The sequence below is a fragment of the Streptomyces sp. NPDC002867 genome (genome assembly GCF_053591895.1).
Genome location: NZ_JBSFUR010000004.1, coordinates 135023 through 150329, shown reverse-complemented (window position 1 = coordinate 150329; position 15307 = coordinate 135023). Strand labels below are relative to the sequence as shown.

The 15307-nt window shown below is 68.7% G+C and carries 11 protein-coding genes; 2 read left to right on the top strand and 9 right to left on the bottom strand.

The genetic code is table 11. The annotated features are described in order from the left end of the window. Positions 1-336: 336 nt before the first annotated feature. Both rpoB and ACWD0A_RS05300 read left to right on the top strand, forming a co-directional pair. Complete coding sequence (gene rpoB / locus ACWD0A_RS05305; protein WP_307713987.1) at positions 337-3822, top strand: DNA-directed RNA polymerase subunit beta; 3486 nt, start codon at positions 337-339, stop codon at positions 3820-3822. A 124-nt stretch (positions 3823-3946) separates the two neighbouring features. Further along, entirely contained in the window at positions 3947-7858 is a 3912-nt protein-coding gene (locus ACWD0A_RS05300; protein WP_307713986.1) for a DNA-directed RNA polymerase subunit beta', read from the top strand. 53 nt (positions 7859-7911) lie between these two features. On the opposite strand, the gene ACWD0A_RS05295 is transcribed toward ACWD0A_RS05300, so the two are convergent. The 9 genes from ACWD0A_RS05295 to ACWD0A_RS05255 form a co-directional block, all read right to left on the bottom strand. Continuing rightward, on the bottom strand, positions 7912-8175 hold the full coding sequence (locus ACWD0A_RS05295; protein WP_451294786.1) for a hypothetical protein: 264 nt from the start codon (positions 8173-8175) through the stop codon (positions 7912-7914). After that, complete coding sequence (locus tag ACWD0A_RS05290; protein ID WP_373429295.1) at positions 8162-8401, bottom strand: hypothetical protein; 240 nt, start codon at positions 8399-8401, stop codon at positions 8162-8164. The genes ACWD0A_RS05295 and ACWD0A_RS05290 overlap by 14 nt, the downstream gene beginning before the upstream one ends. A 10-nt stretch (positions 8402-8411) precedes the next feature. Then, entirely contained in the window at positions 8412-9323 is a 912-nt protein-coding gene (locus ACWD0A_RS05285; RefSeq protein ID WP_451294784.1) for a peptidoglycan-binding protein, read from the bottom strand. Between the two features lie 79 nt (positions 9324-9402). After that, positions 9403-9774: an ATP-binding protein gene (locus ACWD0A_RS05280; protein WP_451294782.1), complete on the bottom strand. Its 372-nt coding sequence runs from the start codon at positions 9772-9774 to the stop codon at positions 9403-9405. Positions 9775-9784: 10 nt separating this feature from the next. Continuing rightward, positions 9785-10489, bottom strand: a complete 705-nt coding sequence (locus ACWD0A_RS05275; protein WP_451294780.1) for a hypothetical protein — start codon at positions 10487-10489, stop codon at positions 9785-9787. Next, entirely contained in the window at positions 10489-11595 is a 1107-nt protein-coding gene (locus tag ACWD0A_RS05270) for a hypothetical protein (protein ID WP_451294778.1), read from the bottom strand. Before ACWD0A_RS05270 ends, ACWD0A_RS05275 begins: the two co-directional genes overlap by 1 nt. 8 nt (positions 11596-11603) lie before the next feature. Next, the gene (locus ACWD0A_RS05265; RefSeq protein WP_451294776.1) at positions 11604-12749 is read right to left on the bottom strand and encodes a hypothetical protein; all 1146 of its coding nucleotides are present in this window, start codon (positions 12747-12749) and stop codon (positions 11604-11606) included. 23 nt (positions 12750-12772) lie between these two features. Beyond that, positions 12773-13960 (bottom strand): hypothetical protein, encoded by a 1188-nt coding sequence (locus ACWD0A_RS05260; RefSeq protein ID WP_451294774.1) that lies wholly within the window; start codon positions 13958-13960, stop codon positions 12773-12775. A 43-nt stretch (positions 13961-14003) separates the two neighbouring features. After that, the gene (locus tag ACWD0A_RS05255; RefSeq protein ID WP_451294772.1) at positions 14004-15194 is read right to left on the bottom strand and encodes a hypothetical protein; all 1191 of its coding nucleotides are present in this window, start codon (positions 15192-15194) and stop codon (positions 14004-14006) included. Between the last annotated feature and the right edge of the window lie 113 nt (positions 15195-15307).

Sequence of the window (15307 nt, the reverse complement as noted above, 5' to 3'; positions counted from 1 at the left end):
CGCAATTCTCAGGACGCGTCGTCACAACGATCCGTATCCGAGGCATGGATCGACGACCGAACGGGCAGTATCGATGTGCGCCTCACGGCGCATGAGGTTCGCGGAGATGAGAACAACGAGGGTCTCGAGGGTCTCGAAAACCCGCACTGGACATCAGTGTGCCAAGTGGCTACACTGACCCTTTGCGCTGCCTGTTAGCTGCCCCCTGCCCGTCACCCGGGGCATGCCCGTACCTGAGCATCGGTTGAAGATCCGTCCCGACCTGGACTTTCTCTCCGTGCACAGTATGGGACCGGTACGCGCGTAGTGAGTCCGAGCCCTCGGAAGGACCCCCTCTTGGCCGCCTCGCGCAACGCCTCGACCGCGAATACGAACAACGGCGCAAGCACTGCCCCGCTGCGCATCTCCTTTGCAAAGATCAAGGAGCCCCTCGAGGTTCCGAACCTGCTCGCGCTGCAGACCGAGAGCTTTGACTGGCTGCTCGGCAATGCGGCGTGGAAGGCTCGTGTCGAGGCGGCTCTCGAAAGCGGACAGGACGTCCCCACCAAGTCCGGTCTGGAAGAGATCTTCGAGGAGATCTCGCCGATCGAGGACTTCTCCGGGTCGATGTCGCTGACCTTCCGCGACCACCGCTTCGAGCCTCCGAAGAACTCGATCGACGAGTGCAAGGAGCGCGACTTCACGTACGCCGCCCCGCTCTTCGTCACCGCCGAGTTCACCAACAACGAGACCGGCGAGATCAAGTCCCAGACGGTCTTCATGGGCGACTTCCCGCTCATGACCAACAAGGGCACCTTCGTCATCAACGGCACCGAGCGTGTCGTCGTGTCGCAGCTCGTGCGCTCGCCGGGTGTCTACTTCGACTCCTCCATCGACAAGACGTCCGACAAGGACATCTTCACGGCCAAGATCATCCCCTCCCGGGGGGCCTGGCTGGAGATGGAGATCGACAAGCGCGACATGGTCGGTGTCCGCATCGACCGCAAGCGCAAGCAGTCCGTCACCGTCCTGCTCAAGGCGCTCGGCTGGACGACCGAGCAGATCCTCGAGGAGTTCGGCGAGTACGAGTCCATGCGCGCCACCCTGGAGAAGGACCACACCCAGGGCCAGGACGACGCGCTGCTCGACATCTACCGCAAGCTGCGCCCGGGCGAGCCGCCGACGCGTGAGGCCGCTCAGACGCTGCTCGAGAACCTCTACTTCAACCCCAAGCGCTACGACCTCGCGAAGGTCGGCCGCTACAAGGTGAACAAGAAGCTCGGCGCCGATGAGCCGCTGGACGCCGGTGTCCTGACCACCGACGACGTCATCGCCACCATCAAGTACCTGGTCAAGCTGCACGCCGGCGAGACCGAGACGGTCGGCGAGAACGGCACGCAGATCGTCGTCGAGACCGACGACATCGACCACTTCGGCAACCGTCGTCTGCGCAACGTCGGCGAGCTCATCCAGAACCAGGTCCGTACGGGTCTGGCTCGTATGGAGCGCGTCGTGCGCGAGCGCATGACCACGCAGGACGTCGAGGCGATCACGCCGCAGACCCTGATCAACATCCGGCCGGTCGTCGCCTCCATCAAGGAGTTCTTCGGCACCAGCCAGCTGTCGCAGTTCATGGACCAGAACAACCCGCTGTCGGGTCTCACCCACAAGCGCCGTCTGTCGGCTCTTGGCCCGGGTGGTCTCTCCCGTGAGCGGGCCGGCTTCGAGGTCCGTGACGTGCACCCCTCGCACTACGGCCGCATGTGCCCGATCGAGACCCCTGAAGGCCCGAACATCGGTCTGATCGGCTCGCTCGCCTCCTACGGCCGCGTCAACGCGTTCGGCTTCGTCGAGACGCCGTACCGCAAGGTCGTCGAGGGCCAGGTCACCGACGAGGTCGACTACCTGACCGCCGACGAGGAGGACCGCTTCGTCATCGCCCAGGCGAACGCGACCCTCTCCGAGGACCTGCGCTTCACCGAGTCCCGCATTCTCGTCCGTCGTCGTGGCGGCGAGGTCGACTACGTCCCGCCGGCCGAGGTCGACTACATGGACGTCTCGCCGCGCCAGATGGTGTCGGTCGCGACCGCCATGATCCCCTTCCTCGAGCACGACGACGCCAACCGTGCCCTCATGGGCGCGAACATGATGCGCCAGGCCGTTCCGCTCATCAAGGCGGAGGCCCCGCTCGTCGGCACCGGCATGGAGTACCGCTGTGCCACCGACGCCGGCGACGTCATCAAGGCCGAGAAGGACGGTGTGATCCAGGAGGTCTCGGCCGACTACGTCACCGTCGCGAACGACGACGGCACGTACACCACGTACCGCGTCGCGAAGTTCTCCCGCTCCAACCAGGGCACCTCGGTCAACCAGAAGGTCATCGTCTCCGAAGGCGACCGTGTCATCGAGGGCCAGGTCCTCGCCGACGGTCCCGCCACGGAGAACGGCGAGATGGCGCTCGGCAAGAACCTGCTCGTGGCGTTCATGCCGTGGGAGGGTCACAACTACGAGGACGCGATCATCCTGTCGCAGCGCCTCGTGCAGGACGACGTCCTCTCCTCGATCCACATCGAGGAGCACGAGGTCGACGCCCGTGACACCAAGCTCGGCCCCGAGGAGATCACCCGGGACATCCCGAACGTCTCCGAGGAGGTCCTCGCCGACCTCGACGAGCGCGGCATCATCCGTATCGGTGCCGAGGTCGTCGCCGGCGACATCCTGGTCGGCAAGGTCACGCCCAAGGGTGAGACCGAGCTGACCCCGGAGGAGCGCCTGCTCCGCGCGATCTTCGGTGAGAAGGCCCGTGAGGTCCGTGACACCTCGCTGAAGGTGCCGCACGGCGAGACCGGCAAGGTCATCGGCGTGCGCGTCTTCGACCGCGAGGAGGGCGACGAGCTTCCCCCGGGCGTGAACCAGCTGGTCCGCGTCTACGTCGCCCAGAAGCGCAAGATCACCGACGGTGACAAGCTCGCCGGCCGTCACGGCAACAAGGGCGTCATCTCGAAGATCCTGCCGATCGAGGACATGCCGTTCCTGGAGGACGGCACCCCGGTCGACATCATCCTCAACCCGCTGGGTGTCCCGTCCCGAATGAACCCGGGACAGGTCCTGGAGATCCACCTCGGCTGGCTCGCCAGCCGCGGCTGGGACGTCTCCGGCCTGAGCGAGGAGTGGGCCCAGCGTCTGCAGGCCATCGGCGCCGACGACGTCGCGCCCGGCACCAACGTCGCGACCCCGGTCTTCGACGGTGCCCGCGAGGACGAGCTGGCCGGCCTGCTGCAGCACACCATCCCGAACCGTGACGGCGAGCGCATGGTGCTCCCGACCGGTAAGGCGCGTCTGTTCGACGGCCGCTCCGGCGAGCCGTTCCCGGACCCGATCTCCGTCGGGTACATGTACATCCTCAAGCTCCACCACCTGGTCGACGACAAGCTCCACGCCCGGTCGACCGGTCCGTACTCGATGATCACCCAGCAGCCGCTGGGTGGTAAGGCCCAGTTCGGTGGCCAGCGATTCGGTGAGATGGAGGTATGGGCGCTGGAGGCGTACGGCGCCGCCTACGCGCTCCAGGAGCTGCTGACGATCAAGTCCGACGACGTGACCGGCCGCGTGAAGGTCTACGAGGCCATCGTCAAGGGCGAGAACATCCCCGAGCCCGGCATTCCCGAGTCCTTCAAGGTGCTCATCAAGGAAATGCAGTCGCTCTGCCTCAACGTGGAGGTGCTGTCCTCGGACGGCATGTCCATCGAGATGCGCGACACGGACGAGGACGTCTTCCGCGCTGCGGAGGAGCTCGGTATCGACCTGTCCCGGCGCGAGCCGAGCAGCGTCGAAGAGGTCTGACGGGCCCGGCCGGGGCTCTCGCGAGGGAGCCCCGGCCGTCCCCGGGACCGTACAGACCACTGATACAGAGCCCGTTTTCCGCTGACGCGGAGGGCACAACCCCGAAAGAGGGATTGACGAAAAAGTGCTCGACGTCAACTTCTTCGACGAGCTGCGGATCGGCCTCGCCACCGCGGACGACATCCGGACCTGGTCCCACGGCGAGGTCAAGAAGCCGGAGACCATCAACTACCGCACCCTGAAGCCCGAGAAGGACGGACTCTTCTGCGAGAAGATCTTCGGTCCGACCCGGGACTGGGAGTGCTACTGCGGCAAGTACAAGCGTGTCCGCTTCAAGGGCATCATCTGTGAGCGCTGTGGCGTCGAGGTCACGCGCGCCAAGGTGCGTCGTGAGCGGATGGGCCACATCGAGCTGGCCGCTCCCGTCACCCACATCTGGTACTTCAAGGGCGTCCCGTCGCGTCTGGGCTACCTGCTGGACCTGGCGCCGAAGGACCTCGAGAAGGTCATCTACTTCGCCGCGTACATGATCACGTTCGTGGACGAGGAGCGCCGCACGCGTGACCTGCCGTCGCTGGAGGCCCACGTCTCCGTCGAGCGCCAGCAGATCGAGAACCGTCGCGACGCCGACCTCGAGGCCCGGGCCAAGAAGCTCGAGACCGACCTGGCCGAGCTCGAGGCCGAGGGCGCAAAGGCCGACGTGCGCCGCAAGGTGCGCGAGGGCGCCGAGCGTGAGATGAAGCAGCTGCGCGACCGCGCCCAGCGCGAGATCGACCGTCTCGACGAGGTGTGGAACCGCTTCAAGAACCTCAAGGTCCAGGACCTTGAGGGCGACGAGCTGCTCTACCGCGAGCTGCGTGACCGCTTCGGCACGTACTTCGACGGCTCGATGGGTGCCGCGGCGCTGCAGAAGCGCCTGGAGTCCTTCGACCTCGAGGAGGAGGCCGAGCGTCTCCGCGAGATCATCCGTACCGGCAAGGGCCAGAAGAAGACCCGTGCGCTCAAGCGCCTCAAGGTCGTCTCCGCGTTCCTGCAGACGTCCAACAGCCCCAAGGGCATGGTGCTCGACTGCGTGCCGGTCATCCCGCCGGACCTGCGTCCGATGGTGCAGCTGGACGGTGGCCGCTTCGCGACCTCCGACCTGAACGACCTGTACCGCCGTGTGATCAACCGGAACAACCGACTGAAGCGCCTTCTCGACCTCGGTGCGCCCGAGATCATCGTGAACAACGAGAAGCGCATGCTCCAGGAGGCCGTCGACGCGCTGTTCGACAACGGCCGCCGTGGCCGTCCGGTCACCGGTCCCGGCAACCGCCCGCTGAAGTCCCTCAGCGACATGCTGAAGGGCAAGCAGGGTCGTTTCCGTCAGAACCTGCTCGGTAAGCGAGTCGACTACTCGGCGCGTTCCGTCATCGTCGTCGGCCCGCAGCTGAAGCTGCACCAGTGCGGTCTGCCCAAGGCCATGGCGCTGGAGCTCTTCAAGCCGTTCGTGATGAAGCGCCTGGTCGACCTGAACCACGCGCAGAACATCAAGTCGGCCAAGCGCATGGTCGAGCGCGGCCGCACCGTCGTGTACGACGTCCTCGAAGAGGTCATCGCCGAACACCCGGTGCTGCTGAACCGTGCGCCCACGCTGCACCGCCTCGGCATCCAGGCCTTCGAGCCGCAGCTGGTCGAGGGCAAGGCCATCCAGATCCACCCGCTCGTCTGCACCGCGTTCAACGCGGACTTCGACGGTGACCAGATGGCCGTGCACCTGCCGCTGTCCGCGGAGGCGCAGGCCGAGGCCCGCATCCTGATGCTGTCCTCGAACAACATCCTCAAGCCGGCCGACGGCCGTCCGGTCACCATGCCGACCCAGGACATGGTGCTGGGCCTCTTCTTCCTCACCACGGACGAGGAGGAGCGCGAGGTGCGCGGCGAGGGCCGTGCGTTCAACTCCACCGCCGAGGCGATCATGGCCTTCGACGCCCGGGAGCTCTCGCTCCAGGCGAAGGTCGACATCCGCTTCCCGGTCGGCACCATCCCGCCGCGCGGCTGGACGCCTCCGGTCGAAGACGGGGATGACGCCGTCGAGGCAGGGACGTGGCAGCAGGGTGACAGCTTCCGTCTGAAGACCACGCTCGGCCGTGCGCTCTTCAACGAGCTGCTGCCCGAGGACTACCCGTTCGTCGACTACTCGGTGGGCAAGAAGCAGCTCTCCGAGATCGTCAACGACCTCGCCGAGCGCTACCCCAAGGTCATCGTGGCGGCGACGCTCGACAACCTGAAGGCGGCCGGCTTCTACTGGGCGACCCGTTCCGGTGTCACCGTGGCCATCTCCGACGTCGTCGTTCCCGAGGCGAAGAAGGCGATCGTCAAGGGTTACGAGGAGCAGGACGAGAAGGTCCAGAAGCAGTACGAGCGCGGTCTGATCACCAAGGACGAGCGCACGCAGGAGCTCATCGCGATCTGGACCAAGGCGACCAACGAGGTCGCCGAGGCCATGAACGAGAACTTCCCGAAGACCAACCCCATCTTCATGATGGTCAACTCGGGTGCTCGTGGAAACATGATGCAGATGCGTCAGATCGCCGGTATGCGTGGTCTGGTGTCCAACGCCAAGAACGAGACCATCCCGCGTCCGATCAAGGCGTCCTTCCGTGAGGGCCTGTCGGTGCTGGAGTACTTCATCTCCACGCACGGTGCCCGTAAGGGTCTGGCGGACACCGCCCTGCGTACCGCCGACTCGGGTTACCTGACCCGTCGTCTGGTGGACGTCTCGCAGGACGTCATCATCCGCGAGGAGGACTGCGGCACCGACCGCGGCCTCAAGCTGCGGATCGCCGAGAAGGGCGCCGACGGCGTGCTGCGCAAGGCGGAGGACGTCGAGACCTCCGTGTACGCGCGCATGCTCGCCGAGGACGTCGTCGTCGACGGCAAGGTCATCGCGCCTGCCAACGTCGACCTCGGTGACGTGCTCATCGACGCGCTCGTCGCGGCCGGTGTGGAGGAGGTAAAGACCCGCTCGGTCCTGACCTGTGAGTCCGCGGTCGGTACCTGTGCGTACTGCTACGGCCGTTCGCTGGCCACCGGCAAGCTGGTCGACATCGGTGAGGCGGTCGGCATCATCGCCGCCCAGTCCATCGGTGAGCCCGGTACCCAGCTGACGATGCGTACCTTCCACACCGGTGGTGTGGCCGGTGACGACATCACCCAGGGTCTGCCTCGTGTCGTCGAGCTCTTCGAGGCTCGTACGCCCAAGGGTGTCGCCCCGATCTCGGAGGCGGCCGGTCGCGTCCGTATCGAGGAGACCGAGAAGACCAAGAAGCTCGTCGTCACCCCGGACGACGGCAGCGACGAGACCGCCTACCCGATCTCGAAGCGTGCCCGTCTGCTGGTCGGCGAGGGCGACCACGTCGAGGTGGGCCAGAAGCTCACCGTGGGTGCCACCAACCCGCACGACGTGCTGCGCATCCTCGGCCAGCGCGCGGTCCAGGTGCACCTGGTCGGCGAGGTCCAGAAGGTCTACAACTCGCAGGGTGTGTCGATCCACGACAAGCACATCGAGATCATCATCCGGCAGATGCTGCGCCGGGTGACGATCATCGAGTCCGGCGACGCGGAGCTGCTGCCGGGCGAGCTGGTCGAGCGCTCGAAGTTCGAGACCGAGAACCGTCGTGTGGTCACCGAGGGCGGTCACCCCGCCTCCGGCCGTCCGCAGCTGATGGGTATCACCAAGGCCTCGCTGGCGACCGAGTCGTGGCTGTCGGCGGCGTCCTTCCAGGAGACGACCAGGGTCCTGACCGACGCGGCGATCAACGCCAAGTCGGACTCCCTGATCGGCCTCAAGGAGAACGTCATCATCGGTAAGCTCATCCCGGCCGGTACGGGCCTGTCCCGCTACCGCAACATCCGGGTCGAGCCGACCGAGGAGGCCAAGGCCGCGATGTACTCGGCCGTCGGCTACGACGACATCGACTACTCGCCGTTCGGCACGGGCTCCGGCCAGGCCGTTCCGCTGGAGGACTACGACTACGGTCCGTACAACCAGTAAGCAGGGCGAACGAAGGGCGGTCACCCCGTACGGGGTGACCGCCCTTCGGTCTTTCATCGGCTCGCCATCTCCCACAGGGCGAGGCCGAGCCCGGAAGTGGCGGCGAGCGCGGCGATCGAGGCCAGCGGCCATCGGGCGCGTTCCAGCGCGTCGAGCCGGGCCTCGTGGTCGGCGAGCTGCTTGTCGGTCTGGTCGCTGCGCTGGACGAGCAGCGCGAGTGAGCCGTCGACCCGGGCGAACCCGGCCTCCAACGTGCCGCGCAGCCGTTCCAGTTCCAGCGCCACCGCCACCGGGTCGTTCGGATCAGACTCGGTCATCGGCCGCCCCCGAGGTGGTGCGCAGCCAGCCGGGGAGCAAGCGCTGGACGGCCGGGAGGGCCATCACCCGGGTGAGCGCGCCGGCGACGGCGAGGGCCCCGGCGACCCAGGGGAGGGTCGCCGGAACGCCGGCGGCGTCGACGATCGCGGGCAGCACGACGGCGATGCCGACCGCGGTCTGCAGGACGGTGCGGGCGGTCCGCTTGGTGTTCTCGGACAGGGCCATGGGAGGCTCCTCAGAGGGTGTGGGGGACTTTGAGCGCGTTCCAGGAGACGGCGCCCGGCCAGCCGTCGGCGTCGGCGTCGCGGAAGCCGAGCTTGCGCTGCCAGGCGGCGTACGACTGGCGGTCGGACTCGGACCAGCGGGGGCCCGGGCCGACCTTGTAGCGGCCGCAGCCCTCGGCGACCAGCCGGCGGCCCATCGCGGTGACGATCGGGGAACTGGGGCTGGTCCTGAAGAACGCCGTACCGGGGAAGCGCTGGTAGCGCGGGGCGGCCGGCTTCGGCGGGGCCGGCGGCTGCTTCGACGGGGCGGAGGCGAGCCGCTTCTGGACCCGGTCGCGCATGCCCGGCATCGCGAAGCCGCGCGGGTCGCTCTTCCAGTCGGACCACTCCAGGTGGCCGATGACGGACTTGGCGCCCCAGCCGTGGGCCCGGCAGAGCGCGGCGGAGGTCCGCTCGATGGCGTCGAGCTGGGCCGCAGGCCAGGGGTCGGTGCCGTTGCCGAGGTTGACGCACTCGAAGCCGTAGAAGCGGGAGTTGCCGTCGACGGCGCCGGAGCTGCCCTGGTGCTCACGGGGGGTGGGCGGGCGGGCCCCGTAGGTCTCGGTGATCACTGCCTGGAGGACCGAGGGATCGCCGCCTCCCGCGTGGTTGGCGCGTCCGTTGGCGACGAGATGGACCGTGCCGTCCTTGGCGATCACGCCGTGGCAGAGCGGGCCCGGCAGTCCGGCGTAGCCGTTGTAGCAGAGCTCGACGGACGAGGCGGTGCCGCTGGAGACGGTGTGGTGGATCATCACGCCGACGACGGGGCCCCAGGCTCCCGCCCGGTTGCGGTGGTGGGTGCGCCAGCCGTCGTGCTCGACGACCTTGACGCCTTCGGCGCGGAGCGCGGCGAGGAGCCGGTCCGCGGTGAGGGGAGTGGCCATGGGTGACCTCCAGGCTTGCGGGGCATGAAAAAGACCCGCTCGGGGGCGGGCGTCAGGGGTGGTGCCGGGGCGAGCGGACCTACGGTGCCGCGGGCGGTTCCCAGGTAGCGCACAGGGCGGCCTGCGCGGCGCGCCGGGTCTCGAAGTCGGCGAGCGCGGCGTCCACGGCCTGCTGGACGGCGGCGGTGTCCGGCGCGACCGGGGTTCCGCCCGAGGCGTTGAGGATCACGAGCCCGTTGCCGCGCAGGACCGCGCCCTCCGCGCCGTACTCCTCGATCTGGGCGGTGATGTACACAGGCGGGTACTCGCCGGTGAGCGGGTCGGGCCGGAGGACCCCGTCGAAGGTGTTGTCGTAGACGCGGATGTTGACCGTGTGGCCGCTCTCGCTCACCGCGGCGCGACCGGCGTAGTCGATGGCCACGCCCCAGGGCTGGGCCGGGTCGACGATCATGAGGTGCTCCTCAGCTCTGCCGGCCGTACATGACGTACGGCTGGGCGTACACGGTGCCGCTCGCACTGGTGACGATGGCCTGGATCTCCACGGTCACACTGGTGCCGAAGCGGGTCTGGATGTCGGCGACGATCGGGCCCGTGTGGTCGAAGGTCGTGCCCGCGTTGACGGTCGGGCCCCACTGGGCGCCGTCGACCAGGACCTTCACCTGTCCGGCGGCCCCGGAGGAGAAGCGCGTGTACACGCCCAGCCGCATCAGCGGCTGCCAGATCGGGTTGAGGGACCGGGCGATGGTGCTCCACGTCGTCGACGTGGTCTGCGACCAGTTGATCGAGGCCAGGTCCTGCGGCGGCAGCATCTGGAGCCAGGGCCGGGCGAGCCCGCCGGCGGTGATGTCGTCCGAGAAGAGCTCGTGCTCGTACGCGTCGAACAGGCGCAGTACCTGCTTGGAGGTGTCGGAGCCGTTGCCGTTGTACATGGCCAGGGCCCGCTCGCCGGTCTGGCGGCGGATCGTGAGCCCGTACTCCTTGTCGTTCTCGTCCGTGCCCCACTTGCCGACCTGGAGGACGGCGGTCTCGTTGGGCAGCTTCACGGTGAGCGCGCCGTTGGTGATCTCGTTGAGCGCGGGACGGGTGTTGACCGCGGTGGACAGCGCCTGGATCCGGCGTTCCATCTGGGTCAGCCGGTCGATGATGTCCTCGGGCAGCTGAGGCATCAGGCCTCCTCAAGGTAGAGCTCGGCGGTGTCGGGGCGGCCCCGTTGCGGCGGACTGACCTTGACGCCGATGATCCGGTAGCGGGCGTCGAGGCCTTGGGGGTGCCACTCGTCGGTGATCCGGATCCGTGCGAAGCGGCCCAGGAGCGTCGGCGGGACGACCCCGCCGAGGCGGATCTTGATCTCGGGGATCACCACGGCGCCGCGGACCTGGGCGAGGTTCGCGGCGGCCAGGGAGTTCAGCGCCGCCTGGCTGGTGATCTCGTTGTGGTCCGAGGAGAGGTCGATCCGTGGCCAGCCGCCGTCGAGCAGGTCCTGGGCGACGACCGGGGGCTTGGAGTACAGCGGCCGGGACTCGGCGGCGGCGTTGTTGTTGACGGACGCGCCGCGGGTCACGGAGGTGGTGCCACCGCGGGTCGCGTCGCGCGGGAAGGAGTACGACAGGATGGTGCCCGGACGGTCGAAGACGAGATCGGTGGCGCCGGTACGGATCTTGGGGGAGCCGAGCCGCAGCTGCCGGACGCGCTCGCCGGTGACCGGGTCCCGGAACACCATGATCTGCTGCTCGAACCCGTTCTCCAGGGTGGCGAGCTGTGCGATCGCCTCCGAGTAGACGGTCTCGTCGCCGTCGCGCCAGGCCGCGGTCCGCTTGACGGACGAGGTCTCCGCGCCGACCTTGACCCGGATGTTGCCGTCGTCGGTCTTCTGGAGGTGGTTCCAGAGAGTGCGGGCGATCTCCAGCTGGTCGGTCGGCGTCGTGAACCTGATCTCTTCGCGGATGCGGCGCCGGGCCGCGTACGAGTCGAAGGTGGCGGCCTGGACGGCCAGGGTCAGCACCCCGCGCTCGCTGCTCTGCAGGGTGCTCGTCCAGATGATGCCGCCCCACCACAGGTCCCCGCCGCGCTCCAGGTAGACCGCGGTGCGGCCCTCCTCGACCTGGCGGACGCGCTCGGCGATGGCCTTGTCCGGGATGGGTACGGTGCCGGACAGCGAGCCGGCCTTGCCGATGTAGTCGTCGAACTGGACGTCCTGCAGAGGCAGGATGTCGATGGTCTGGTCGGAAAGCAGATCGCAGAAGATCGCCCGATAGGGCGTGTCGAGTGCCATCGAGGGCCTCACAGAAGAATGTAGGTGGCGCTGACGCGGACGCTGCGGCCTGTGGTCAGCTGCGCGTTGGGGAACCAGGTACGCAGTTCGATCGGCCCGTTGTAGCTGATGACGGCGCCGCCGGAGGCGTACCCGTCAGAGGCCGGAGCCTCGATGGTGATGGCCGGGCGCCAGCCGACGGGGAGGGTGCACAGCGGTGCGTCGGCGATGTTGCCCTGGGAGTCGGAGGTGAGGGTGCCACCGGTGCGAGTGACGATGGCCGTGACGGTGCAAAGACCGCTCTTCGTCCTGCGGCCGGCGAATTGCGACACCGACCAGCCGGCCGACGCGGTCAACCCGCTGGTGGTGGTCTCCACCTCGACCGGAGGCTGGTAGTTGACCCACACGCTGCCGTTCCAGCGCTGGATCACCCCGCCGGCGTCCCGGAACTGCCCGGGGTAACTTCCGGTGGACAGCGCACCGCTGGGGGCGATGCCGCCGATCTCCTTCGGGTACGCGACCCAGGCCGTGCCGTCCCAGCGCTGGAGGAAGTGCGAGTTGTCGTTGTCCTGGTACTGGCCCGGGTACGCGCCCGGCTCGGCGCCGTTGTTGTAGACGGGAAGGATGCCGCCGACACCGGCGACCGTGACGCGCAGGTCGGTGACCGTTCCGGTGGTGGTCCAGGGAATGCCGCCCGTACCCGCGGAGGTTCCGGCCGGGACGCGGACCGAGAACAGCGTCAGCGAGAGCGCGGGTGCGGCCGGCGCCACCGGAGTGGCGGCAGCGGTGCCCCGGACGATCTCCAGGACGGCTTCGCTCCTGGTCGAGCCGTCGAACTGGTCGTCGTACACCCGCAGCACGACGAGGTCGACACGCGGGTTGAGCGGGTCGCCGTCGGCGAAGGTGATGACGGTGTCCGAGTCGAGGGCGACGGGATACGCGCCCTGGGGCTCCGGGCCCTGGATGATCGCCCGGCCGTGGTAGACCGTGGCCGACATCGGGCCGTTGGAGCTCATCCACAGGCCGCCGACGCGGTACTTGCCGTCGTACGTGCCGGGGAGGATGCCGGACCGGGAGGCGAACGGGCCGGCGGGGGTGGTGGCGCCGAGTGCGGTGTGGCGGGTGTCGAGGCGGGTCTGTCCGGTGGGGGCGAGCCAGCCGTTGCGAAGAACCATGGGAAGTCTCCTGGGGGTGCGGGTCAGGCCTGGTTGTCGACGCGGAGGAAGGTGTTGTCGAAGTGGCCCTTGACGGTGCTGTTGCCGACCTTGAACACGGCCGTCAGCGTGTAGGTGGCCCCGGGGGTCATGCCGTAGACGCGCGTCGTGGACGACATCGACGCCGGAGAGGAGCCGGTGTACAGCACGGCCATCTCGTCGCTCGGTTCCATGGCCGACGCGGTGCCCTTGGTCAGCCGGAAGCTCATGGCGACGGTGGTGGGAGTGGCGGACTCGGCGTGCATCCGCGCGCCGTAGGTGATCAGCACGGCACCCGAGGGACCGGCGACGAAGTCCACGTCGAGCGGGGTGCTCGTCGTGTCCGTCAGCGCTGCCGTGTACGTGGTCGACTGGGTCCACCCGGAGTCGTTGGAGCCGGTGAAGAACGGGCCGGGCACCGCGGGAACCCACGCCGAGCCGTTCCAGCGCTGGAGCTGGCCGCCCGTGGAGTCCCGGTACTGGCCCGTGTACGTGGCGGGCAGCGTGGACGCGCTGTTCGGGATGATGCCGCCGAGCGCCGACGGGTACGGCACCCACGCGCCGCCGTCCCACCGCTGGAGCGCGCCTCCGGAGTCCTGGTACTGGCCCGGGTAGGCGCCCGGGAAGACCGTGCCCTCGACCGGGAGGATGCCGCCGAGGGAGACCACCGGCGTGCGCAGGTCCTTGAGGGAGGTGTTCCAGTTGATGCCGCCGTTGCCCGCGCTCACGCCGGCGACGACCGTCACCTCGTACAGCGCGAGGCTCAGCGGCGGGACGGCCGGGGCCTGCGGCGCCGGGCCCGGCACGCCCTGGATGATCTCGATCTTCGCCTCGTGGCGGCCGGAGGAGTCGTACAGGGCGTCGTAGACCTTGGCGACGACCAGGTCGATCCGGCCGTACTGGGCGTCGCCCTCGGCGAAGGTGATCGTCTGTGCGACGGGCAGCGCCACCGGGTACACGCCCTGGGAGATCTCGCCCTGGATCAGTGCCCGGCCCTCGTGGACGGTCGCCGACATGGCGGCGGCACCCGCCATCCAGAAGCCGGAGAGCCGGAACTGGCCGCTGTAGGAGCCCGGCAGGATGCCGGAACGGACCTGGACGGGGTTGACCGCGGTCGTCGCGCCGATCTGGTTGAGGCGGGTGTCCTCACGGGTCTGGCCGGTCTCGGCGACCCAGCTGCTGCGCAGGTTCATGGGGTTTCTCCGATCGAAGTTGGGGGTGAGGGCGTTCGGGAGGTCAGGACTTGATCCACTCGGCGGAGAGGTTGCCGGCGTAGCCCGAACCGCCGAGGGTCTTCACCGCCGCGGTGTGGGTCTGGTAGCCGGCGAGCTGGACGGTGCTGCCCGCGGTGAGCTTGATGAGGCCCTGGCCGCCGACCACGACGGCGCCGCCGCCGGCGGGGGTCAGCCAGGTGCAGCGCGGTACGCCGACACCGTTGATCAGGACCCGGGCGCCACGGAAACCGTTCGCGGAGTCGCCGGCCCAGACGACATGGCCGGAGATCCGGTACCAGCCGGCCCGCGGAGCGGTGTAGGTGGTGGAGCCGTTCCAGCCCGCCGCGTCGTCGACGTCGATGCTCTGGAAGGTGATCGTGGTCCAGGTGTTGGGGGAGATGCTCTGCTGCGCCGTCTGCGAGACGGAGAACAGGACCGTCGCCTTGCCCTCGGCGTACTGCCAGTTCGTCCCGTCCCAGCGCTGGAGCACACCGGCGTTGTCGCGGTACTGGCCGGTGTAACCCCCGGTCGTCAGCGTTCCGTTGGGCGCGATACCGCCGATCGGCTTCGGGTACGAGACCCAGGTCGTGCCGTCCCAGCGCTGGAGGAGCCCGGCGGTGTCCCGGTACTGGCCGACGTACGCGCCTTTGAAGCCGCTGGTCGGCATGATGCCGCCGAGGGCCACGGCCGGCCAGTGCAGTGGGGCGACCGCGGAGGTCGTCCAGGGGATACCGCCGGTGCCGGCCGAGGTGCCGGCCGGCACCGAGACCGTGTACAGCGGGATCGTGCTGCCCGGACCGCTCGGCGGGGCGGTCGGGGTGGCCGAGGGCGTGCCCTTGACCAGGCGTACGACGGCCTCGGTGACGCCGGTCTTGTCGTAGCCGTCGTCGACGACGGCCAGTTCGATCAGGTCGATCCGGCCGTGCTGGGGGTCGCCGTCGGCGACGGTGAGCGTCTCGGGCGTCGTGACGGCGACCAGATAGGCGCCCTGGTCGGTGTCCTTGCCCTGCACGATCGCGCGGCCGGTGCCGATCGAGCACTGCATGGGCGAGCTGCCGGTCAGGACGAAGCCGCCCGGCACGATGCCCGGACGCGAGCGCAGCGGCGTCTCCTCGGGGGACTCGCCACTGGGGGTGAGCAGGGCGGCGAGAGTGAGGCGGGTGTCCTCGCGGGTCTGGCCGGTGGGCTGCAGCCATGCGGCACGTACGGTCATGGGTCACCTCTTCGGGAGGGGCGTGGGTGGGCGTCGGTGGGGCGTGCGCGCGGCGCTTACGGGGCGTCTGGCGCGGCGGGTCGTGCGCATGACGGATCACCGCCCGCGCCGCC

Bases quoted from the DNA above. Each gene is read 5' to 3' on its own strand.
- ACWD0A_RS05295 (WP_451294786.1), bottom strand. From the start codon at position 8,175: ATGACCGAGTCTGATCCGAACGACCCGGTGGCGGTGGCGCTGGAACTG.
- ACWD0A_RS05290 (WP_373429295.1), bottom strand. From the start codon at position 8,401: ATGGCCCTGTCCGAGAACACCAAGCGGACCGCCCGCACCGTCCTGCAG.
- ACWD0A_RS05285 (WP_451294784.1), bottom strand. From the start codon at position 9,323: ATGGCCACTCCCCTCACCGCGGACCGGCTCCTCGCCGCGCTCCGCGCC.
- ACWD0A_RS05280 (WP_451294782.1), bottom strand. From the start codon at position 9,774: ATGATCGTCGACCCGGCCCAGCCCTGGGGCGTGGCCATCGACTACGCC.
- ACWD0A_RS05275 (WP_451294780.1), bottom strand. From the start codon at position 10,489: ATGCCTCAGCTGCCCGAGGACATCATCGACCGGCTGACCCAGATGGAA.
- ACWD0A_RS05270 (WP_451294778.1), bottom strand. From the start codon at position 11,595: ATGGCACTCGACACGCCCTATCGGGCGATCTTCTGCGATCTGCTTTCC.
- ACWD0A_RS05265 (WP_451294776.1), bottom strand. From the start codon at position 12,749: ATGGTTCTTCGCAACGGCTGGCTCGCCCCCACCGGACAGACCCGCCTC.
- ACWD0A_RS05260 (WP_451294774.1), bottom strand. From the start codon at position 13,960: ATGAACCTGCGCAGCAGCTGGGTCGCCGAGACCGGCCAGACCCGTGAG.
- ACWD0A_RS05255 (WP_451294772.1), bottom strand. From the start codon at position 15,194: ATGACCGTACGTGCCGCATGGCTGCAGCCCACCGGCCAGACCCGCGAG.